The sequence below is a fragment of the Capnocytophaga periodontitidis genome, from assembly GCF_016126015.1.
GTDB classification, from domain to species: Bacteria; Bacteroidota; Bacteroidia; order Flavobacteriales; family Flavobacteriaceae; genus Capnocytophaga; species Capnocytophaga periodontitidis.
Genome location: NZ_JAEFDB010000006.1, coordinates 15,527 through 38,942 on the forward strand (window position 1 = coordinate 15,527; position 23,416 = coordinate 38,942).

The 23,416-nt window shown below is 37.7% G+C and carries 20 protein-coding genes and 2 tRNA genes; 8 read left to right on the top strand and 14 right to left on the bottom strand.

The features are described from left to right. Positions 1–37 precede the first annotated feature (37 nt). From I7X29_RS09495 to I7X29_RS09520, 6 genes are all read left to right on the top strand, one after another. Entirely contained in the window at positions 38–2,554 is a 2,517-nt protein-coding gene (locus tag I7X29_RS09495) for a DUF5686 and carboxypeptidase-like regulatory domain-containing protein (RefSeq protein ID WP_198474291.1), read from the top strand. 26 nt (positions 2,555–2,580) lie between these two features. After that, positions 2,581–3,588, top strand: coding sequence for an acyl-CoA reductase (locus tag I7X29_RS09500; protein ID WP_198474293.1), 1,008 nt, complete (start codon positions 2,581–2,583; stop codon positions 3,586–3,588). Between the two features lie 184 nt (positions 3,589–3,772). Next, positions 3,773–3,844: transfer RNA gene (locus I7X29_RS09505), tRNA-Glu, on the top strand. A gap of 44 nt (positions 3,845–3,888) precedes the next feature. Next, positions 3,889–3,960: transfer RNA gene (locus I7X29_RS09510), tRNA-Glu, on the top strand. Positions 3,961–4,022: 62 nt separating this feature from the next. Beyond that, positions 4,023–4,280 (top strand): 30S ribosomal protein S20, encoded by a 258-nt coding sequence (gene rpsT, locus I7X29_RS09515; RefSeq protein WP_009412977.1) that lies wholly within the window; start codon positions 4,023–4,025, stop codon positions 4,278–4,280. Positions 4,281–4,366: 86 nt separating this feature from the next. Then, positions 4,367–5,488: a hypothetical protein gene (locus I7X29_RS09520; RefSeq protein ID WP_198474295.1), complete on the top strand. Its 1,122-nt coding sequence runs from the start codon at positions 4,367–4,369 to the stop codon at positions 5,486–5,488. A 194-nt stretch (positions 5,489–5,682) separates the two neighbouring features. Here the strand turns inward: I7X29_RS09520 and I7X29_RS09525 are convergent, their stop codons facing one another. Together I7X29_RS09525 and I7X29_RS09530 are read right to left on the bottom strand one after the other, a co-directional pair. Continuing rightward, positions 5,683–6,555: an OmpA/MotB family protein gene (locus I7X29_RS09525; RefSeq protein ID WP_198474297.1), complete on the bottom strand. Its 873-nt coding sequence runs from the start codon at positions 6,553–6,555 to the stop codon at positions 5,683–5,685. 50 nt (positions 6,556–6,605) lie between these two features. Beyond that, positions 6,606–8,294, bottom strand: a complete 1,689-nt coding sequence (locus I7X29_RS09530) for an OstA-like protein (protein ID WP_198474299.1) — start codon at positions 8,292–8,294, stop codon at positions 6,606–6,608. A 456-nt stretch (positions 8,295–8,750) separates the two neighbouring features. On the opposite strand from I7X29_RS09530, the gene I7X29_RS09535 reads away from it, so the two are divergent. Next, positions 8,751–9,107, top strand: a complete 357-nt coding sequence (locus I7X29_RS09535; RefSeq protein ID WP_198474301.1) for a DUF6567 family protein — start codon at positions 8,751–8,753, stop codon at positions 9,105–9,107. A gap of 60 nt (positions 9,108–9,167) precedes the next feature. Here I7X29_RS09535 and glmS read toward each other — a convergent pair whose 3' ends face one another. Genes glmS through I7X29_RS09575 form a run of 8 tightly spaced genes read right to left on the bottom strand, consistent with a single transcriptional unit; the run spans position 9,168 to position 16,628 of the window. Further along, positions 9,168–11,009 carry a glutamine--fructose-6-phosphate transaminase (isomerizing) gene (gene glmS / locus I7X29_RS09540; protein WP_198474303.1) on the bottom strand — a complete coding sequence of 614 codons (1,842 nt, stop codon included), beginning with the start codon at positions 11,007–11,009 and terminating at the stop codon, positions 9,168–9,170. Between the two features lie 29 nt (positions 11,010–11,038). Next, complete coding sequence (gene coaD / locus I7X29_RS09545; RefSeq protein ID WP_009422586.1) at positions 11,039–11,491, bottom strand: pantetheine-phosphate adenylyltransferase; 453 nt, start codon at positions 11,489–11,491, stop codon at positions 11,039–11,041. Positions 11,492–11,508: 17 nt separating this feature from the next. Then, positions 11,509–12,486: a D-alanine--D-alanine ligase gene (locus I7X29_RS09550; protein WP_198474305.1), complete on the bottom strand. Its 978-nt coding sequence runs from the start codon at positions 12,484–12,486 to the stop codon at positions 11,509–11,511. A 13-nt stretch (positions 12,487–12,499) separates the two neighbouring features. After that, positions 12,500–13,804: a ribosome biogenesis GTPase Der gene (gene der, locus I7X29_RS09555; RefSeq protein ID WP_198467507.1), complete on the bottom strand. Its 1,305-nt coding sequence runs from the start codon at positions 13,802–13,804 to the stop codon at positions 12,500–12,502. Between the two features lie 59 nt (positions 13,805–13,863). Next, a complete protein-coding gene (locus tag I7X29_RS09560) occupies positions 13,864–14,787 on the bottom strand; it encodes a DUF4300 family protein (RefSeq protein WP_198474307.1) in 924 nt (307 codons plus the stop codon). A gap of 6 nt (positions 14,788–14,793) precedes the next feature. Continuing rightward, positions 14,794–15,531: a hypothetical protein gene (locus I7X29_RS09565; RefSeq protein WP_198474309.1), complete on the bottom strand. Its 738-nt coding sequence runs from the start codon at positions 15,529–15,531 to the stop codon at positions 14,794–14,796. A gap of 21 nt (positions 15,532–15,552) precedes the next feature. Next, positions 15,553–16,098, bottom strand: coding sequence for a protein adenylyltransferase Fic (gene fic, locus I7X29_RS09570; protein ID WP_198474311.1), 546 nt, complete (start codon positions 16,096–16,098; stop codon positions 15,553–15,555). Between the two features lie 2 nt (positions 16,099–16,100). After that, on the bottom strand, positions 16,101–16,628 hold the full coding sequence (locus I7X29_RS09575) for a GNAT family N-acetyltransferase (RefSeq protein WP_198474313.1): 528 nt from the start codon (positions 16,626–16,628) through the stop codon (positions 16,101–16,103). A 550-nt stretch (positions 16,629–17,178) separates the two neighbouring features. Between I7X29_RS09575 and I7X29_RS09580 the strand changes: the two genes are divergently transcribed. Continuing rightward, a complete protein-coding gene (locus tag I7X29_RS09580) occupies positions 17,179–17,889 on the top strand; it encodes a helix-turn-helix transcriptional regulator (protein ID WP_225883718.1) in 711 nt (236 codons plus the stop codon). 214 nt (positions 17,890–18,103) lie between these two features. On the opposite strand, the gene I7X29_RS09585 is transcribed toward I7X29_RS09580, so the two are convergent. From I7X29_RS09585 to I7X29_RS09600, 4 genes are all read right to left on the bottom strand, one after another. Next, entirely contained in the window at positions 18,104–19,108 is a 1,005-nt protein-coding gene (locus I7X29_RS09585) for a hypothetical protein (RefSeq protein ID WP_198474315.1), read from the bottom strand. 98 nt (positions 19,109–19,206) lie between these two features. Further along, a complete protein-coding gene (locus I7X29_RS09590) occupies positions 19,207–20,925 on the bottom strand; it encodes an FtsK/SpoIIIE domain-containing protein (RefSeq protein WP_198474317.1) in 1,719 nt (572 codons plus the stop codon). A 237-nt stretch (positions 20,926–21,162) separates the two neighbouring features. Further along, the gene (locus I7X29_RS09595) at positions 21,163–22,626 is read right to left on the bottom strand and encodes a UDP-N-acetylmuramoyl-L-alanyl-D-glutamate--2,6-diaminopimelate ligase (protein ID WP_198474319.1); all 1,464 of its coding nucleotides are present in this window, start codon (positions 22,624–22,626) and stop codon (positions 21,163–21,165) included. Positions 22,627–22,673: 47 nt separating this feature from the next. Then, positions 22,674–23,384 (bottom strand): hypothetical protein, encoded by a 711-nt coding sequence (locus tag I7X29_RS09600; RefSeq protein WP_198474321.1) that lies wholly within the window; start codon positions 23,382–23,384, stop codon positions 22,674–22,676. Positions 23,385–23,416: the final 32 nt, after the last annotated feature.

Sequence of the window (23,416 nt, forward strand, 5' to 3'; positions counted from 1 at the left end):
ATTTGTATTTTTGCGCTTCAATATTAACTTTTATACGATGAAAAAACACTTCTTACTGCTCTTTTTGTGTGCTTTTGCACCCTTTGGTTCTTATCTATGGGCTCAAACGCACGTATCGGGTAAAGTAATCGACGAAAATGGCCAACCTATAGCTTTTGCTAATGTGTTATTCCCTAAAACTACTATCGGCGCTTATACCGATGATGAAGGGCGTTTTTCTCTATACTCCGAAAAAAAACAAAGAGAATTAGAGGTATCATTCATAGGGTACACCACCAAAAAAATTCATTTGGAAAAAGATAACACCAAAGGATTGGTAGTAGTACTCGTAGAAGGTGAACAGTTAGACGCAGTAACTATTGTGGCTAAACCTAAAAAGGCACTTTCTAAAAAAGAGAACCCTGCCTATACCGTTTTGCAAGGAATTTGGAAAAACAAAAAGAAACGCGGATTGCAAAATGCAACAGCTTATCAGTATAAAAAACATACTACTACCGAGTTAGGGGTGAACAACCTCGATACTGTCTTCCTCAAAAAAGCCTTAGGCAAAGAATACGATACTATTAGAAAAATCCTATCTGAGAAAAAATACAAAGAAACTTTCTCACTCCCTATGTACCTCACCGAAAAAATAGAAACGGTGTACGGTGACAATCAGTTGGGTAAAAAGCGTGTAGACATAGAAGCCGAACGTTCCCAAGGCATTGTGCAACAAGGTTTTGGTTTGGAACGTGTAAGCCAATCGTTTGACGAGTTTGAGATTTATGACAATACTTATATGATACTCAACAAACCGTTCGTGAGTCCACTTTCCGAATTTGGCTATGGTGTGTATCTATATGTACTCAGCGATACGATTCAAAAAGATGAACGCCAATTCTATCGCATCAACTTCTTCCCTCGTGATGATCAAGATTTAGCTTTGCAAGGGCAATTTGATGTAGATACCAAAACCTTTATAGTGAGTGCTATACAAATGCACACCACCCCTAAAACCAATATCAACTTAGTACGCCGACTCTCATTTGAAAAATACTTCACCATCGCCAACGATAGTGTTTACTTACCCGAACGCGAAATTCAAGAAGGTGATTTTACACTACTTACCAAAAAAGATGAAGAAAAAGGACTTTATGTAAAGAACTTTATCGATTATTCCGATATATTATTGAACAAATCTAAAACTGCTGAATTTTACGACCAACAAGTAGTGAAAACAGCTAAAGATCAGTTTCATAAGGATGATACTTATTGGGATAACAATACCTTGGGAGGGGCTGACCTCACCAAAACTAAACTCCTAATTCGTGAGGTGGGAAGCAATAGGCGTATCAAAATGATAGGCGATGTAACCGATGTGGTAACTTCAGGTTACATCCCCATTGGTAATTACCTACAATTTGGTAGATTCTGGCAAACTTTCTCAAGTAACAATGTTGAGGGCTTGCGTTTGCGTGCAGGATTCCGTTCCTTCATCTCTACCGACGATCGCTTTCGTACCTATGTATATGGTGCTTATGGATTGAGAGACAAACAGTTTAAGTACGGATTCAGTGGTAAATACCTCCTTTCTCACAGTCCACGCATCACCCTCGGAGCTGGTTATCAGAACGATAATTTGCAATTGGGTACCTTTGTAATGCACGACGATACTGAACTGAATTTCGAAAAAACTACTAACTTCATCATTGCACGTGGTGAGAATTACTACCTCACCCGCAACAAAAAAATACAAGGGGTAATTAATTACGATATCATTCCTAACTTGCAATTTTCAATATTTGGTACTTACCAAAAACTCTCTTCCGCAAGTGAAGATAACTTCCTCATTGCCTACCAAAATCCTAAAACAGGTGATGTAATTCACGAGTACGACAACTTCTATACAGGGCTACAACTCTCTTTCACCCCTTACCGAAAAGTATTTGGTTATGGTGTAGAACAACGTTATGGCAAAAAACTCTTCCCTTTGTACACCCTCAAATATTCTAAAGGGGTAGATGGGGTGATAAACAGCAAGTTTGATTACGACAAAGTGCAAATGATGCTTTACAAACCCATTCCTCTCTTTGGTTATGGCATTTTCCACGCCAATATTGAAGCTGGAAAAGTATTTGGTACAGCACCACTTATTGCTTTAGCTCCCACCCCCGCTAACCAATCGTATTCATCAGCTCCTAACACCTTTGCACTTTTGGATTACTACGATTTTATCACTGATACCTATATCAATGGATATTTTGAACATCATTTCGATGGTTTCTTGTTCAATCGTATTCCTTTCTTACAAAAAACACGATTCAAAAGCTTGATATTCGGTCGATTTGCTTATGGAACGCTCTCCGACAAGAACAAAAACGCTAATATCACCAATATTGTATTTAATTCACCCGAAAAACTCTATTGGGAATACGGCTTTGGTATTGAGAACATAGGGTTAGGTAACTTTCGCTTTATACGAGTAGATTTCGTATGGCGCAACGATTTCAATGATGTGAATGGGGTACGGAATCCTAAGTTTGGTGTACGGATTGGAATAGTACCATCATTTTAAGTAAAAGGAAAAATAGATACTTTCTAATGAAGCAACGAAATATAAACAAGTTAGTTCGGTTAGGGGAACTACTTTCTAAAACCGAACAATTCAACGATATATTTGAGAAAGCAGAACAGCAGAACAGTTGGTTTACGCGTACTAATGTAATATTTGCCTTTAAATCGTGGAGTGATGCCCTCAGCAAAAACAATGTAAAACAATGGCTGTCGCAATATCAATTACCACAAACCACTTCGCCTAAAAGAATATTGATTGTAATGGCTGGCAATCTACCTTTGGTAGGCTTACACGATTTGTTATGCGTATTGGTAACAGGGCATAAGGCAATCGTGAAGCTCTCCAGCAACGACTGCGTACTACTTCCCTACCTTATAACACAGATGAAGACTTTTGCTCCTGAATGGACAGAAGCGGTAACTTTCACAGATGATAAAGTAACTGAATACGATGCGGTAATAGCTACAGGTAGCGATAATACTGCACGCTATTTTGAGTATTACTTTGGTAAGAAACCCCATATTATAAGAAAAAACCGCCATTCAGTAGCCGTACTCACCGGAAAAGAAACCCCTGAAGAACTTTTCGCTTTAGGTAAAGACATTTTTCTGTACTACGGCTTAGGTTGCCGAAGTATTTCTAAACTATTCGTACCTAAAGGATATGACTTCAACCTGTTATTCCAAGCAATTTACCCCTATAAAGATATCATTCAAGAACAAAAATACGCCAATAACTACGACTACAACAAAGCCGTCTACCTAATGAGTTTATTTCAGCTCCTCGAAAACGGATTTTTACTCCTAAAAGAAGATGAGCACTATGGCTCTCCCATTGCTACTCTCTTCTATGAATACTACACTAATGTAGATAGCTTAAAAGAAAAACTCACTACCGATGCTGAAAAAATACAATGTGTAGTTGCACACAATTTTACAACTGAAGAAGTAGCCTTCGGAGAAACCCAAACCCCCCAATTATGGGACTACGCCGATGGAGTAGACACTCTCAATTTCCTACTCAAATTAGCCTAAAATAATCAAAAAACACCAACTGATAACAAAAATTTTAAACCTTATAAGGTATTAATTATAAGATACTTATAAAATAATTACAACTTTTCTCAAAAAAAAGTACTAAAAAAAATTGCAGATATAAAAAAAAGTAGTACTTTTGCCACCGCATTGAGAGAGAAACAATGCCTAAATAAAGCAAATTGGTCCGTTCGTCTAGGGGTTAGGACGCAAGGTTTTCATCCTTGTAACAGGGGTTCGATTCCCCTACGGACTACAAGCCATAATTTAAATTTTTTAAACGGTTAAACAAAAACTTAAGGTCCGTTCGTCTAGGGGTTAGGACGCAAGGTTTTCATCCTTGTAACAGGGGTTCGATTCCCCTACGGACTACTACACTAAATGCACTATTCGTATCTAAATGATACAACTTAAAATTAAATCAGTAAAGGAAAATGGCAAACCATAAATCAGCATTAAAAAGAATTAGAAGAAACGAAGCAGCTCGCTTGCGCAATCGCTATCAACACAAAACGGCTCGTAATGCCGTTAGAAAACTACGTGCTTTAGAAAATGTAGAAGAAGCTAAAACACTTTTCCCTAAAGTAGTTTCAATGATCGACAAGCTCGCTAAGAGAAATATCATTCATGCTAATAAAGCAGCGAATTTAAAAAGCAGTTTAGCTAAACATATCAATAAATTAGCTAAATAGTCATTTAGGTTTTAGATTTATCACTGATAGCCAGATTTATGCAAGTAAATCTGGCTTTGGTGTTTTAATATTAAATTTATAAAATTATGAAATATACATCTTATGCCCTACTCTTTTTGCTATCAGTACTTGTTTCTTGTAACAACACAAATCAAGATAATAACGAAAAACAAACACATAAAACAAAGTCTATAGAGTTCGAAGAGTTCAAACTCATCGACCTAACACCTAAGGCACAGGAAGATATGAGACACTGGAAAAGTTTCCAATCACTGATGCAAGTAATCGTTTCTATGGCGCCTGCCAAGATTAAAAACACCGATGATTTGATGCTTTCCAATCCTGATAGCTTGTTAATATACAGCCGTTTATATCCAGTTAATTCCAAAACTGAAGTTATCAATAGCGTTGTAGAACACGATTGGAGAACCCCAGCTGATACTGCTAAAGATACCGTTTTCAGGTTTGAAAAAAAGAAAAATAACGCAGAAAGTTTTTTACAATGGCATCGCTTTTTGGTAGCCAATATCCCTTATACTTTTTCAATAGTTTTGAAAAAAGTGAATTACCCCAATGTAAAACTGAACTTTTTGGAAGGAGAAAACAATGAGTTATCAGCGACTTTAGCCCTTGATACCCTGAGCACTTCTACTAACAACGTAAAAAGAACTACCCTCTCCGACGATTGGTACAGTTACCAAATTAATTTTTTACCAAAAAAATCAGCGTCATACGCCATTAGGCTTTCCTTAGACGAAAATGCTAAAGAGAACGACAATGTAATACTATACCGCTCTATTTTAGAACTTCCTGCAAAACACTTTCATCAAGTAGGTAAATTTTCTGATAAGATTGTAGGAGAACACTCCGATGTTGAAAGCTCTTATTACTCTGTATTTTTTTGGTTAGTACAAATAGAAGATGCTCTCAAAGAACTACTCAACAGCGATACTTTTCCCGAACGTATTGATGTTCCTACTGTAAAAGCTCGTTTCAGGCTTTTTCAAACACAAATTAAATCATTAGCCGATAATGTTAAAAACAATCCTGATTTCAACGAAAATGAGCTTAAAAACAACATTTTTTTATTAGGAGAAACTTTCAATAGTATTATAGCTCGTATCAACAATATATACAGCAACGACTTAGACGATCGTATGAAATATATCGATACTCAACAAGATTCTATTCCTTCAACTAATAATTGAATCTAAACACATTCATTAATTTAAAAGCCAATAATACCTTTATAAGATGTTATTAGCTTTTTCAAAATTTAAATTAGTACCATATTCTTCTTGTTTAAAAGTAATTCGTAATTCATTTCTATACAAAAAAGTCAGCAATTAGTAAAAACTAACTACTGACTTCTATCTCATTTGCTAATTTTCAAATTTGGTAATTATTTTCCTTTACCACCGATAGCAGGGTCTTTCATTCCCTCTTCAATCATAGTGTAGAATTGGTCGAGCTTAGGCAATATCACAATACGAGTACGACGGTTTAAGGCACGTCCGTTAGCATCACCATTGCTTGCTAAAGGCACGTAATAGCTACGACCAGCTGCAGTCATACGTTCAGGAGCAACTCCAAAGTCTTTTTGTAATACACGTACAATCTCGGTAGCGCGCATTACGCTCAAATCCCAGTTGTCACGAATACAACTTGTTTTGATGTTTACGTTATCGGTGTGTCCTTCCACCATAAACTCAAAGTCAGGTTTATTTTTAACCACTTTTGCAACTTTTTCAAGTACGCTCTTTGCGTTTTTAGAAATAGTGTAGCTACCACTGCTGAAAAGCATCTTATCAGAGATATTGATAAATACCACACCTTTTTCTACTTTGATGTCTACATCTTGGTCGTCTAAGTTACCCAACACTCCTTTGAGGCTTTGTACCAAGGCGAGGTTTATTGAGTCACGACGGGTAACAGCATCGCGCAAATTCTTGATAGTTAAATCTTTTTCACGCAAGCTTTCCAATGATTTTTCAAGGTTCTCAGCACCTTTTTGGGTAAGCGTAGTAAGGTTACCCATATTGTTGATGAGCTGCTGATTGTTTTCTTTGAGCAAATCATTTTGGTTTTTCAAACTCTCAATTTTATATGCCAAATTGTTCTTTTCGTCTAAACACATATTGAGTTTTACGGTAGCAGTGTTTAGCAAATCTTCAGTTTGTTTGTTTCTTGCTTCTAACTCAGCATACTTCTTTTTAGATACACACGATGTTGTAACTAATGCCAGCATCGATAGTGCGATAATAAATTTTTTCATATAGTTTATGTTTTATAATTAATGAATATGTTACAATAAGAGTGCCAAGATTATCTCTTACTTGTTTTTTGCTTGGCTTTGTTTTTTTCTTTAGCGGTTTTGAGTTCTTTTTTCAGAGATGGATTGGCTAATATCATTTCGTCTTCATCTATCTCTTCAGGGGTTTTCATTCCCTTTATTTCTTTAGGTTTTATCTTTTTCTCGGCATCGCTGTAAATCTCTTCTTTGCGATGAATACGCTCGTTGCCACGCCAGACAAATTCTTTAAACTTGCGATCGTTCACGTGTAACTTTTCTTCTGGGTATAAATTCCCCGAAGGTTGTGTAATAAACACAGTTTGTTGCAGTTGCTGCTTTTTATCCAAATAGAGCTTGATATGGCTGCAAGTGAGTTTGTTGATACCTACCAGCTCTTTAGCATCGTTGTACACGTAGTAAATAGACTCAGTATTCTGCAAAAAGTCTATCTGTCGCAAAGCATTATCTTTAAACTTACCATATAAGAACTTACCTTTCACCTGGTTATACCCATCGCCTAAAGTATCTTTTTCTACCACGAGAGCGTTGTTGAACACTTTGAGGGAGTCTAACTGTTGAGTTTTTGTATTGGCAATCAGGTGGATATTATCGCCCGTCATCTGGCTTACGCCTGTCCACGCTACGGGTTTGCCCACCAATTGGGTGAGCCCGTTAGCTTCATCGGAGTGGATAGAGTCGCATTTGGCTTGCATATCGCTTTTGAAGATACGGGCATCGGGGTAGGCGCGAATCACGCGGTGTTGGGGTTTGCCCGTTACCAAAATGCGCTTGCCGTGCATATACATTGAATCTTTTTCTACCAGCGTAATTACCACTGCTTTTTTAGTGATAAACATTGAATCTTTAGCTTTGTGAATTTCGCCGTAATGTCCACGTACAAAGGTTTTGTTTATGGTATCGGAAATGAAGATATTGTTAGAACCTGAGGAAAACTGTCGGCGTTTATCGAAGTACAAGCTGTCGCCTACTAAGGTTTTGAGGTCGTATTCTATTTTGGCGTGTTTCATAAAATAGCCCAGTTCGCGACGTGTATCGTAAAAACCGCGTTCGCAATACACCTTGTAATCAGCGCCCACAATAGTAGTTTTACCATAAAAATAGGCATTGCCCGAATTGTGGTAATAGTCTAACACTTGTGAATTGACTGTAAAATCGCGATTGACAATCTTTACTGAATTGGTAAACTGATTTTTTTTAGTAGTTACATAATATTTGCCTGTTTGGCTGGTGAGTTCATTTTCAGCATTGGTAATTTTACCGAAATTATTGTAGTAAGCTTCTTGTTTATTGCGGTCAAAGAAGAGTTCTTGAGTTTCGAGGGTCATATTGCCGTTGCGCAATACTACATTTTCTTTAGCTATAGCGGTTTTAGTATTTCCTTTGTAGGATACGTATTGGCTGTTCATCTGCAGGGTATCGCCTTGTTGCAACACCACATTTCCGTGAGCGATTACCTCGTTTTTTTCCTCATAAAGCACTGCCAAATCGCACCACACATCCAATCCTTGGTGGCGGAATTGTACCCGCTGTCCATCGGATTTAAAAATAGTTGCACCAGGGTATTTCACATTGTCGATGGTAAACTCTCCTCCGTAAACAATTTCGATACGTTTAGTTTTAGGTTCGCTTGTTTGTGCCACAAGGCTTTGCAAGCTAAGAGTAAACATTGAAAATAATATGTAAAAAAACGTTTTTTTCATTCAGAAATGTTTTCATTGAGAATGCAAAGATAGTAAATAATTGATAATTAACAATTGATAATTGACAATTAATTGGCAATTTGTTCTTCCTATTGGAATTTACAAAAACTTCATTTTTAGAAAAAATCGTTTTTTATTATTTGTAATTTGCAATTAATTCATATTTTTGCACCAATAAAATCAATTGAGATATAGAAGAATAGAAAAACACCCATAAGATTTAAAGAGAAAGTTGTTAATATTCCTTTTTAAAAGAATCTGGTAAATTCAATAAAAAAGCAGAGGTGAATTAACAAAATGTTTCTCGCCCCACAAGGGCGTGAACTGTTTTTGTTACATACCTGTTTTTGGGCATACCAGAGCCTTTTTAAAAGTGTGAACAAAACATTCACGCTTTTTTTATGCTCAAAGGTTGCTCTTATTCGTTTTGTAACATTAAAATTAAATCAATAACAAATGAGAAAAATCGTTTTATTCAGTGCTTTGGCACTACTGTTAGCGAGTTGTGGTGTAACAAGAGAGTTATCACACAATGTAAACAACCATACTACTCAAGTGGTATTGGCTAAAAATAACTTTAAAGTAGTAGAACACGTGAAAGGAGAAGCCTCTAATCAATATTTACTTATTATAGGAGGTGGAAAACGTGCTTTGGTGGAAAAAGCAAGAGCTAAAATGCTTCAGAATGCGAATTTGGTAGGTTCTTCAAGAGCTATTATCAATGAAACTGTAGAAATAAATTCTTTCTTTTTCTGGTTTGGTATGCAATACACAGTAACTGTTTCAGCTGACGTAATCGAATTTACTGAATAGTAAAAGTAAAAAGAGTCAGTTTACATTTTTAGGAAACTGACTCTTTTTTTTATTAGTAAATTATTCTACGGTTACTGATTTGGCTAAATTACGAGGTTGATCGACATTGCAACCGCGCTTGATAGCGATATAATAAGACAGCAACTGCAAAGGAACTGAGGCTAAAATAGGAGTCAGCGCCTCACTGATTTCGGGTATTTCAATCACGTGGTTTGCTAAGCCCGCCATTTGGGTATCGCCTTCGGTTACTACGGCTATAATTTTACCTTTGCGCGCCTTTATTTCTTGTGCATTGGAAACTACCTTATCATAATGTCCTTTAGATGGTGCTATGAATATCACCGGCATATTCTCATCGATAAGGGCGATAGGTCCGTGTTTCATCTCGGCAGCTGGATAGCCTTCGGCGTGAATATAGGATATTTCTTTGAGTTTTAAAGCCCCTTCCAAAGCGGTAGGGAAGTTAAAACCACGACCTAAATACAAACAATTGGTAGCTGTTTTATAGCTTTCGGCTATCTGGGCTATCTTGTGATCGACTGTTTTGATAGTGGTTTCGAGCAACTGTGGCACACGTTCTAATTCCTTGCAAAGACGGTGATAGGTTTCCGTACTGAGGGTACCCTTTTTATGTCCTAAATGCAAAGCGATAAGGGTAAGCACCGTGAGTTGGGTGGTAAAGGCTTTGGTAGAAGCTACCCCTATTTCAGGACCTGCGTGAGTATAAGTGCCTGAATGGGTGATACGCGCAATTGATGAACCCACCACATTGCAAATACCGTAGATAAAAGCCCCTTTTTCTTTCGCTAATTTGAGGGCTGCTAAGGTATCGGCGGTCTCGCCTGATTGTGAAATAGCAATGACGATATCCCCTTTATTGATAATAGGGTTACGATAGCGGAACTCTGAGGCGTACTCTACTTCTACAGGAATGCGCGCGTATTCTTCTAACAGATATTCACCTACCAAGCCTGCGTGCCACGAAGTCCCACACGCTACAATAACAATACGTTTGGCATTGAGGAAAGTCTCTAAATGATTATCTATTCCTGATAGTTTGGTAGAGTGGTTGGGCAAGAGGCGACCGCGCATCGTGTCTTGGATAGACTTAGGCTGCTCGTAGATTTCTTTGAGCATAAAATGGTCGTATCCGCCTTTTTCAATTGCTTCGAGGTTGAGTTTGAGTTGTTGTACAAACGGACTCACCTGCTCGTTACTGCCTATTTTAATCACTTTCAACGGTTTGTTGAGGTGAATGGTAGCCATTTCGCCATCTTCTAAATACACAGCGTTTTGAGTGTACTCTATAAAAGGAGAGGCATCGGAGGCGATGAAAAACTCGCCGTCACCTACCCCGATTACCAATGGACTACCCAAGCGGGCTACTACTATTTCCTCAGGTTTACTTTCCTCCATTACAGCAATGGCAAAAGCGCCAACTACCTCGTTGAGCGCATAGCGCACGGCTGTCTCTAAATTGACGTTTTCTTTTTCTTTGAAGTATTCGATGAAATTTACTAATACTTCGGTGTCAGTATCAGAATGGAATACAAAACCCTCTTTGATGAGGTTTTGCTTGATACTTTCGTAATTCTCAATAATTCCGTTGTGTACAATGGCTATTTTACCAGAATTAGAGCGGTGAGGATGCGAATTAATATCGTTAGGCACTCCGTGAGTAGCCCAACGGGTATGCCCCATACCGCAGCCATAAGTAGGAACATTTTCCCCTGCTTTGGCTACCAAATCGGATACTTTGCCTTTGGTTTTTTCTCCGTAAAAACTCTCAGCGTTTAAGATAAAACCTGCGCTGTCGTATCCACGGTATTCTAAGCGTTTTAACCCATCAATCACGATGGGAAAGGCGGCGCGTTTGCCTAAATAACCTACAATTCCACACATATTTTTAAGTTCTTTTATTATTTATTAATTTATACTCTTACACTTTCGGGCACTAATACGGTATAATCACCGTGATTGCGAATAACATCACGCACAATAGACGATGAAATAAACGAAGTACGCGCTGCCGTAAGTAAAAAGACAGTTTCTATTTGAGATAATTTGCGGTTAGTATGTGCAATAGCTTTTTCGAACTCAAAGTCGGCTGGGTTGCGCAAACCTCTAAGGATGAACTGAGCATCAATTTCTTTGCAGAAGTCTACCGTAAGTCCTTGGTAAGTAGTAACTTTTACTTTGGGTTCATCGGCAAAGGCTTTTTCGATAAACTCTTTGCGTTGTTCTACCGTAAACATATAGTTCTTGTCGCTATTGATACCTATGGCAACCACAATTTCATCGAATAGGTCTAAAGCACGAGTAATAATATCGTAATGACCTAAGGTAATGGGGTCAAACGACCCTGGAAATAAAGCTCTTTTCAATGATTAACGATTAATGGTTAGTAATTCAATACTCGTTCTATTTCGCTTTCGAATAGTTCTTCAAGGCTGATACCCGCTACTTTAGCTTGTTGAGGCAGTAAACTCGCTTCTGAAAGCCCTGGTGTAGTATTCATTTCGAGCAAATAAGGTGTATCGCCTACTATGATGAACTCACTTCGGCTGAAGCCTTCCATTTTCAACAATCGGTATACACGTTCCGCCAAAGCGTTGATTTTAGCCGTCATTTCGGCAGATAGGCGCGCAGGGGTAATTTCTTGCGACTTGCCGTTATATTTGGCATCATAATCGAAGAAATCATTTTCGGATACAATCTCAGTCATTGGGAGAACTTTTATTTTCCCGCGATAGTTGATTACCCCGATAGAGATTTCAGTACCTTTCAAGAAACTTTCGATGAGGATTTCGTCGTCTACTTCAAATGCTTTGTCTATATACATAGGCAGTTGAGCCTCTTCATATACTTTATACACTCCAAAACTACTCCCTGATTTATTAGCCTTCACAAAGCAAGGTAAGCCTACTTTGGCTACAATATCAGCAGTGTTATAGTCTTCACCTTTGTTGAGATAGTATGAAGGGGCTGAAAGAATGCCAAAAGGTTTGAGTACTGATAGCATATCACGTTTGTTAAACGTAAGAGCCGAAGCATACATACTGCATCCTGTGAGCGGTAAGCCAATTAAATTGAAATAGGCTTGTAAATAACCATCTTCACCTGGGGTACCGTGAATGGCATTGAAAACGGCATCAAAAGTAATTTTACGTCCGTTTACTGTTACCGAGAAGTCGTTTTTATCAATAGGATGTTCGTTGTTTTGAGCATCTACATACACCCATTTATCGCGGTCGATACGCACGGGGTAAGGTACATATTTATTTTGGTTGAGATGTTTGGCTACTACTGCAGCACTCTTTAAAGAAACGGGAGCTTCATTAGAGTATCCTCCCATTATGATTGCTATATTTTTTTTCATTTTTTCAATAGTATTACTTCTGACGGAAATACACGTCAATTGGAACACCGTTAAAATCAAAGTTCTCACGGAGTTTGTTTTCTATAAAACGTCGGTAGGGGTCTTTTACGTATTGTGGCAAATTAGCAAAGAAGGCAAATTGCGGCATAGGTGTGGGCAATTGAGTACAGAACTTTATCTTGACATATTTTCCTTTGATCGCAGGGGGTGGATAGTTCTCAATAATAGGCAACATCACCTCGTTGAGTTTACGAGTAGGGATACGCTTGGTGCGGTTGTTATACACTGCTACAGCCGTTTCTATAGCTTTGTAAATACGTTGCTTATTCAATGCCGATACAAACAAGATGGGCACATCGGTGAAAGGTTCTATTTCTTTGCGGATAGCCGCTTCGTACTGTTTAGCCGTATTGTTTTCCTTCTCTACCAAATCCCATTTGTTTACTAATATCACGATGCCTTTGCGATTGCGTTGTGCCAACCAGAAGATATTAGCATCTTGACTTTCAAAACCACGTGTAGCATCGAGCATCAAAATACACACATCGGAGTGTTCAATAGCACGAATAGAACGCATCACTGAGTAGAATTCTAAATCCTCTTTTACTTTAGATTTACGGCGGATTCCCGCTGTATCAACTAAATTAAATTCAAATCCAAAGCGGTTGTACTTAGTATCAATAGCATCGCGTGTAGTGCCTGCAATATCGGTAACAATATAGCGGTCTTCGCCTATAAGAGCGTTGATAAAGGACGATTTACCCGCATTAGGTCTCCCTACTACAGCAAAGCGAGGCAAGGGATTTTCTTCTTGTTTTTCTTTTTCGGGCAAGAGAGCGACTAAATCGTCGAGTAGCTCTCCTGTACCACTACCATTTACACTTGATAGGGCATAGAGATGTTCAAAACCTAAGGCATAAAATTCGTGCATATCGTTACGACGGTTGTTGCTATCCACTTTGTTTACTGCTACTAATATTGGTTTATGGCATTTGCGCAACAACTCGGCTACAGCTTCGTCCATACCGGTAAGTCCTTCTTCGACGTTTACCATAAAGATAATCGCATCGGCTTCGTCTATGGCTAAGGAGACTTGTTTGTTGATTTCTTTCTCGAAAGAATCGTCACTACCTGCTAAGTAGCCACCCGTGTCGATCACAGAAAAAGAGACCCCATTCCAGTCGGTTTTACCATAATGGCGGTCGCGTGTAACGCCACTCACGGCGTCCACGATAGCCTCACGGCGTTTTATCAAACGGTTGAAAAAAGTGGATTTACCTACATTGGGGCGTCCCACTACAGCTACTATAGCACTCATAATATACCTACTTATTTTTTGCAAAGATAGAAAATAATTAACAAATGGCAATTATCTTCTTATAAACGCTGTTCTTTTTTGTAGGGATTAGGACGATATCCTTCCATTAAAGCATCGTTTTCCATTATAAACGGAATGGCATTGGGTTGCTCCCACTCTACATCATATCGGTTCATTAAATAATCGCTGAGCTGAGTGCGATTAGCAAATTTTATCGCCTGATAAGGTTCTTGGAAAGCGAGTTTTTCGATAAAGAGTAGCTTGCCTTCAAAAGGTACTAATACCCCCACGTGTCCCACAAAGAGGGTGTTCTCTTCTGGGGTGATTTGGGAATGGAAGACTGCCGAGATAAGCGATGCCTTAGTAGGGTCGTTTTTATAACGGAAATCAATACCGCGTTCTTTCCACGCTTGTTGCATCGCCTGCAAATGAGTGTTTATATCTTTGGTATTAGTAGTAGGCACCTCGGTAAAGAGGGTGAAAAAGTTGTTTTCTTCCTCTGGGGTAAAGAACTTTTTAGGGGTATTGTGCAAGGATTCTCGGTCTATAAAAAGTACTTCGTCTTCCTCTTTGGTAGCAAACTTTTTATCTGCAGGAAAAGCAATCAAATCACGCAAGAGGGTAAAAGAGGTAAGACGACAGTTATAACCTTGAAACATAGGGTATTTAGACGTCCAAATGCTTTGTATAGCAACCTCATCATACTTAGGTAGCAGGCTATCAATAGTTACAAATCCTTTGGGTACTAAGCCTGCTTTATCGCCTACGGTTTGGTTGAAAAGGGCTACACTCTCCAAAAAAGAGGCTACATTTTGTTCAGCTATTCCGGCTGCTATAAGGGCTTTTTGCACTTCTTCTTGAGTAGCAGTGTCTACCAAATTAGAATAAGTGAGCGGAATGCTCGTTTTTTCTGTTGTTGCTTTCTTCTGCTCACAAGATATTGCTCCTAATGAGAGAATTGTTATTAGTAAAAGTTTTTTCATTTGATGTTATTTTAGACTTTTCTTTTTAGTTTTAAAACGTTTTTCCTTAGTATAAGTAGTATATCTTAATCCTGTGCCACAAATGTACATAACAGAACTATAGTAATCCTTTTTCCAAATGCCATTCTCTTTTTTATAAACGGCATCTATCTTTTTGTCGGATTGACCAAAGCTAAAATATGCTTTATTTCCTCCATCAAAGAATATGGGTTCTGAAAAAGTGAAACATTGTAGTTTTTCTGGTCTGTAAATGAGTTCTTTCAATTTTTTGTATACTTTCCAAGCTTCTTTTTCTCTTCTTTTTTTACTCCAATACCATTTTACAGTTACAAAAAAGGTATGCGGACGAACAAAACGTTCTTTGTCTTTTATGTTTCTCTTTGTAAAAACAAAATCTTGAGTATCAAATGATGGCAATAAACTATCTTGAAAACATTCTCTTGCTTTTTTGAATACTTGAAAGTCCCAATACGATGATTCTGGATTTTTTTTTCGTTCCTGAATAGCTTTTATAACACCTTTTGCATCGTTAGATAATGCTGAGTTGCGACCGTAAAAAGGCTTTTCTTTTGCATACTCAAATTCATAAGCTGAAGGTATATAGGGCGGTTCTAAGTAAAAATATTCATAATCTTCAGGAATAAAATCCTTATATACTTGATTGAAAAATTCTTCTTTGCTTTCCTCTTGCGAAAAGAGCAATTTAGAACAGAACAACAATAAGAAGGTTATTTGTTTTTTCATATTTGTTTGATATAATTAAAGTTATATATTGCTCTCATAATAATAAGACTGTTCTATACCTTTAAAAATTACTTCATGGTCATTTACTTTATCAGTAAGGGCAGGTTGCAACAAAAAGCGCAATTCCAAATCGTTGATAGGGCTACGCTCCATTGCTTGGAGATAAGGAGCTTTATCTATCTGTTGCCAATTCACTACTTTACCTAAGCGTTTTTTGAGTATCAAGTCGATCCATATACGAGTAGCTCGTCCATTGCCTTCCATAAAAGGGTGGGCTATATTCATCTCTACATATTTGGCTACAATTTCTTCAAAAGTATTTTCAGGCATTTGGTCTATTACAGGCAGGATAGCATGCAAAAACATCGCATTGGCAAAACGAAAACCTCCTTTACTGATATTCAACTGACGTATTTTACCCGCAAAATCGTAAAGCCCCTCAAAAAGATAGCGATGTATCTCGCATAATCCTTTAGTGGTACCTACTTCTATCTGCTCTATAGTCCCACTCTCAAAAAGGCGATAGGCATTTTGCAAACTTTGTGCGTCGATTTCTTGAGTTTTCATCTTCAATTTTCTCTGTTCAATGTATATATTAAACTTGTATGCCTCTCTCCTATAAGCGGAAACAAGAAATCTTCAAGGGTATGATGGTAACGGAAGCCACATTTTTCAAGTACTCGCTGTGAGGTAACATTTTCCTTGTATGCGCCTGCCCATAGCTGGGTAAGGTGCAACTCTTCAAAAGCATATTGTATTACTCTTAGAGTAGCTTCAGTAACATAGCCCTTACCCCAAAAGTCTTCTCCAAGCCAATAGCCTATTTCGGCTTCATTTTCTCCTATAGAAAGATTGCTCTCTCCTTGCAAAAGCAAGCCTATACTGCCAATAGGTGTGTTATTGGGCAGACAAATAGCAAAACTATGAGCCTTGCTAAGGACAACCTCAATAATCTCTCGGCTCTCCTCCACACTTTTGTGAGGGTTCCAACCGCACCGCTTGCCTATAATAGGATTGTGTGCTTGTGTGTATAAGGCTTCGGCATCGGTAATTTCCCAAGGGCGAAGCAAAAGGCGTGTTGTTTGAAGTGTTTCCATAAGATTAGTTATAATTGTTTTAAGCGTTTTCTACTTTGATATAAGTAATTTATTAATTAACGTGAGTTCGGCGTAAGTAATTATTTAAAAATCAGAAAAAATATTATAAATCTCCCACAAAGCCAGCGAGGGCTCTCAGCTGGGTATGTGAACACACGAATTTTCACCTGATGGTGAATTATTTTGTGAATATATTATGATATAAAGCTGAAAATCAATATTCTTTTATATCGAACTGACATTAAATAACAATTATAAATTTAACAAAGCTAAATATGATGGAATAAAAAAATGACAATTAGAACAAAAGTTGTTTTTTGTTTTTGTGAATGTAGAAATAGAACTATATTGTCCCGAATTGCCAAAGTGCAAAGATAGTGAATAACGAGATAAAAGCAAATAGAAAACAAAATTATTTTCGTCAAGAGGTATTTACCCTAACTACCAACAAATCTACAAAGAAATGGATAGTTATTTAGGTGAAAAAGGGTATAACTGACAATTGTTTGAGCGCGACAAAGAGACAATACGCGATGAATGACACTATGATTTGAGATTTGAGGACGAAACTTATGCGCTATACGAAGATGAAAATCAGCTGATAGTAGATGACCTATTGGCAGCTTACATCTTGTTTATCGTGCAAAACCAAGACGGCAAACTACCTGAATGCGTGATTACAGAAACTCGTCAGCATACGGGTACAAACCATATAGCCGACTGTATAGAGGCTATAGAAGCACATAAAGAACTGCACATCACTTACTACGACTACCGCGATGAGCAAACCAAAGCCTATACGCTACAGCCTTACAAACTAAAGCATAAAGACTATAAATGGTATGTGTTGGCAGTAGATAAACAAGATAGCAGTGTGCCTTTTAAAGCCTTTGCCTTAGAGCGCGTGCGTTCGTTAGAAATAGGTGCTACCTTCCGACCTAATAAAGAATTAGACTTCTACAGTCCGTATTACAATGCTTTTGGGATGTTTACCGATGCCAAAGCCGAAAAGGTAGTGTTACAGTTTGATCACCGCGATGGTAACTATCTCAAAGCCTCGCCTATTCACCACTCACAGCGAGTTATAGCTGAAACCGCAACACATATCACCTTTGAACTCTATGTAAAACCCACTCTCGACTTTATTATGGAATTGATGAAACGCAGTTGGTCGCTTACTATATTAGAACCTACTCACTTGCGAGATACTTTTGTAAAATATTGGCAAGAAGCAGTGAAGAGAAATTTGAAAGTGGATTAATCAAGTGGTTTATAAATCAAAAAAAAGCTGTCCGAAAGTTTTATTTGTGGGGGCGTTTGCAAAACGCCCTTACATAGTATACTTTAAAAGTAATTGATTATCATAGTAATGGCAAAGATAATATAGGAGGTGTATCATTTTGTGATACTATGATAAAAAAAAGAGTGCCAAAACAATTTTTGGCACTCTTTTTTAGTTAAATAAGTTATATTACTTATTTTGCTCCTTTCTTGCTGTTATAACTACTATGCATTAGTTGCAAATTCATTTTTGCATTAATTTTCTGAAATTCTTCTTCCAGCTCATCAAAATGAATTCTATTTCTAAAAGACTCATCATTTGCAATTATAGTAGATAATAGACGTACTGAATCTCTATCTAAATTTCCTCCTTTCACTCGTTTTCTAAATTCATCTGTGATAAGTGATAGTTGAGGAAAATCGTTTTTATCTAAAGACTCTAATAAGAGACTAATAGGCTCAATGTGATCGATAACAATTTCTCTAAGTTTACCTGATTTTACAACTAGAGTTACTAAATTATCAACTTCTGTTTTAGCAGAAACCTTTTCCTTATTTATAAAGACCTGTCCATTACTATACTCAATTTCTAAGTCTTTTAAATCTTTGACTTTTTTAGCAGTAGTCCCTACAAAATAGATAATGTTATCTATTTGATGATTAAGTATTTTGTCAAAAGTTTTCTCGTGTCCTGTTTTATAAAAGTATTGTTTTATAAAACGAATAGGGAAAATAAGATGACCATTGTTATTATAGCGGTCTTGTGAAATTAGCCTACGAAATAGAGTGTCTCTAACAAAAGTAGAAGAGTAGTGTATGTAAGCACTATTGGTATTACATATTTTTTCCTCTTCTTCTACATCTTTTTTAATGTCATTTAAAGAAATAGTTGCAACTGAAACTTCAGCAGAAAGGCAGATTTTCTCTTCAATAAAATCAAGGTACTTCATAAACCCTGCACGGTAATGATTCTTAGAAGTAACTTCTATAATCTCAAAAAGTTCTTCTCCTATTTCTCTCAATTCATCAAGAGCATCTAAACTTTTTGCTTTATAGATATTCTCTACTAGCTCAAAAAGTTTATGCCTAAATTGTTTGTCAGCATTATTTACGTAATTAACATAACTATCAATGCTATTTACTCCATTTTTTGGCAAGAATTCTGTAAATTCTTTCTGTTTAAAAAAGGTATTATTCATAAATTTGTGATGTTTTAGTTTAACGCCCCAAAAGTACTAACTATTTTTCTTGCTACCAAATATAAAATGTTAAAATTTGGGACGTTAGGGTGATTTTTTTACAGCTTATTAATTATTTGAAATGCTTGTTGTGATAATAGCTTTTCTATTTCGGCAATGAGGACTGTAGGGTTGAGCTCCTTAGCAAGCTTTCTGTCGCGGAAGACATTCTCTGTAACTTCCTTTATTTCAATAGGTTCGGTGAGGGTTGAAGTATGCTCTCTAAGGGCGACTACTATCTTATTCAGTTGCGGATAGTTGTTATTGGGCAACGCATCAAAAATGGGAGAGATAATTCTCTTCGGATGAATAGCTATTGAAAAAGAGGGTGGATAATACTCACTGTGGTCGATTACAAAGGGGACTATTTCGCCATTGGGCATAGCACTGTACACCGCTTCTTGATTGATGAGCAACTGCCCGCTTTTCTTTAGAACATCTATATATGCTACATTACTGATTTTCTTAGGGGTATCGCTGATAAGATAGGTAGCCTCATTGCTGATGCGGAGAAGCATTTCTTCAAAAAGATCACGCTCCATACTGTTGAAAAAACGCCTTATCAAAAATAATGAAAACGCTACTTTCTCATCACTACTACACAATTGAGTGTATAGCAAGCTATTGACTAAAGCGTCCTTAAACGTTTTAACGCTGAGCTTTTCATTAGCTTTGCGTTTGCCGTCGCGTTTTCTTCGCTTTAAAAGTTTGTTTATGTATTTGCCAAGTGCTTGTGCTCTATGCAAGTCGGCTACAATCATAGTTTTGCGCGAAATCTCTCCTTTTTTAAAGGCTACAATCTTTTCAAAGATAGTTTCTTCAAAAGAAGGGGCTAAAATCTCAGTCCGCTCATACCACAGAGTGTTATCGTGCTTATACTCAAGCATTGTATCAAATACCTTGTGAAAATCGACGACCTTTTTTACGGTTGCTTGCTGTTGCACATAATCGGCAAAACTACCGATGAGGTGGATGCCTTGTTTAAAACTCTCCTCTAAGGTGTCCCACAGTTCAGAATATTGCTGATACAATGCGTAAGCATCACTGATAAACACTATTATACGTGGCTCACAACTCTCACATTTCAAGCGTTTTTCATTTTCGGCAATTAGTGCTTGCAACACCTCTTGAGGTTCGGTAGCGGTAGTAAAAGCATAAGGTGCGATAACTTCTTGTAGAGCATTATCCGAGGTATTGTTACTATCTATCCATACCAACTGAACGTTTTTAGGCGTTTGCCAAAACAACAACGACAACAATACGAGTTGTAACCCCTTGTAGTTGTCGGCTGGGGTATCGTTTTTAATAGCCCAATGTGTTTCGGTAGCTAAATCAACGAGATGTAGGTTGTGATTATCGATTCCTAAGGCAATAGGCAAGGTCATAGCTGCATTTCTGAATTGTTGAGCGCAGAACAATTCGCTCAAATGTACCCAACGAGTACTTTGATTAGGAATCGCGATGTGTACAAATTGTTTTTCTATGCGCTCACCTATAAAACTGTTGGGAGATAACACATAGCCTTTCGGAAAGGCTTTTTGCACTCTTTCAAAATCATTTTGCTGAAATAACGATTTCATTTTCACCGAGAAAGTGTTCTGCTTTCGTTCAATAGTAGGGTGAAAAGTCCCTTTGAAAGGCAGTTCAAGCAATTGGAGCGTTTCCTTAATATAACGCTCTTGTTCAACAATTTCGCGTTCTAAAAGCGCGCACATAGTCATTTTTGACTGACCGAGCAGTGCCACTGGCAACTGCATTAATGATTTTTGTTTTTCCATAAGAAAAAAAATAATAATATTATCTATATATATCGTTTTTTCTCTCAGATATAAGTAAAACGCAAAAAAGTTATTAACAATTTTCTTATATTTCTGATTATCAATGCTATATTTTTTATACTTTTTTCTTACCTAACTTACAACAATACACACCAGAGTTTTTTAGCACAAAAAAACTTTGCTAAGAGTCCTAAAACTCTTAGCAAAGTCTAATTTCTATTTTCTAATTCCTAACTGCTACTTCTTGTACAATTCCAGAAACTCGCGGACGGTTTCAAAGTCGTCAAAATGGTGTTTTACGCCTTTAATTTCTTGGTAAGTTTCGTGTCCCTTACCGGCGATGAGGATGATATCGCCTTTTTGGGCGTTCTTACAAACGGATTGTATTGCCTGACGACGGTCGGTGATGGTTTGTACTTTGTGGAAGTGTTGTGGCTGTACCCCTTGTTCCATTTCGGCAAGAATCGTCTCAGGTTCTTCGTTGCGAGGATTGTCGGAAGTGAGGATGACATTATCGCTGAGGGTTGTAGCGATATCAGCCATTATAGGGCGTTTGCCTTTGTCGCGATTGCCCCCACAACCCACTACAGTAGTGAGTGTCTCGTTGTGAGTGCGTATATCGTTGATGGTTTTTAGAACGTTTTCAAGCGCATCGGGGGTATGAGCGTAATCTACGATGGTAATCACTCCCGTAGCCGATACAGCGTATTGGAAACGCCCAGCCACGGGTTCTATAGCACTGATGAGTGTAAGCGCCTCAAGTTCGTCAATACCTAAAAGTGTAGCTGCTGCATATACCGCTAAAAGGTTATAGGCATTGAACTCCCCTATGAGTTTTGTCCATACCTCGTGCTGATTGATGCGCAACAACAAGCCGTCAAATCTGCTTTCAATGATATATGCTTTATAATCTGAATAGGTTTTGAGAGCGTAAGTTTTCTTTTGGGCTTTGGTGTTTTGTAACATAAAAACCCCATTTTTATCATCGTTGTTCACTAAGGCAAAAGCGGTAGCTGGCAACGCATCAAAGAAACGCTTTTTCACATCGCGATAGGCAGCGAAGGTTTTGTGATAGTCAAGGTGATCGCGGGTGAGGTTAGTGAAAATACCACCTGCAAATTGTAGTCCTTCGGTGCGATGCTGGTCGATACCGTGCGAACTGACCTCCATAAAGCAGTATTTCACCCCTTGTTGTACCATTAAGTGTAGATAATGATTTAGTTGAAGAGGGTCGGGGGTAGTGTGAGTAGCTTCAAAACGCTGGTCGTCTACGTATACTGCTACGGTAGAGAGCAAACCTGCTTTTTGTCCTGCTTTTCTAAACAATTGGTAGAGAAGCGTTGCAATAGTAGTCTTTCCGTTAGTGCCTGTAACGCCTACTAAGGTAAGTTTTTCGGAAGGATTGCCATAGAAGTTAGCCGCGATAAGAGCTAAGGCGCTATGAGTATTAGGAACTACTATATAGCTTACATCAGGCAAGGGCTGTTGAGGTAATTGCTCACATACAATAGCAGTAGCACCACTGCGAATAGCTTGGTCTATATATTCGTGTCCGTTAGATTGAGTGCCAGTGATAGCAACAAACATACTTCCTTTTTCTACCTTGCGAGAGTCGAAACAAACGGAAGTAATAGGTTTGTCTTCTTCATAAAGAGAAGCCTTTATAGAGATGTTTTTAAGTAATGTTTTTAAATTAGTCATTAGTCAATTTATCAATTTGTTAATTATAAGGAGTATAGCTAGGGTATTTATTGGGCTTTCATTTCGTTAATAAATTCGTCCCAGCCGTATTTTAAGTATTTCTTATTGGGAATAAACTCTCCTGCCCCTATATCTAAATCACCTGAACAAGGTACGCGATAATATGCCCAACTTACTTGCTGTGTTTTCTGTGTTTGTTTGCTTGTCCACGTTCCAATAAAAGCATTGTTGAAATAAGGGTCAGCTCCTTCATAGAAATCGTTATACTCTAAATTTCCTTTGTTAGAAATAGCCCAACAAAGTAATACTTTCCCCTTAAAAATACCTGTTGCAGAGAGGTTTTCATATTCATCAAAAAGGAAGTTGCCTTCAGCAATTCCTTCTTCCTTAAAGTTGGTTTCTTCAGTATTTACAAGTGTTTTTAGTGTGTTTATAACAATAGTCCCTCTAAACTTACGGGTGTTTTTGGCTACACGCGTCCAGCCTTCTACTTGGTATAATGATGGTTGTGTATTGTCTTTTTTAATACTTGTAAACTGAACTACCAATCGCTTTTTGTGAATGCCTATTGCGCCTAAAAATTTAGTTTCTTTATATAAAAGAACAGGGGTAAAGTCCATTTTAGCAATAGGGAGATTGCAAGGTTTTACTTTAGTGTAAAGACTTGTTATTGTTTGCTCTAAATCTTTGTAAGAACAAGGCTGCGCTACAGCTAATGAGGTGATGAAAACGAATGTTGTGATAAAGAATATTTTCATATTATCATTTTAAGAGTTCAAGAGGCTGTTCA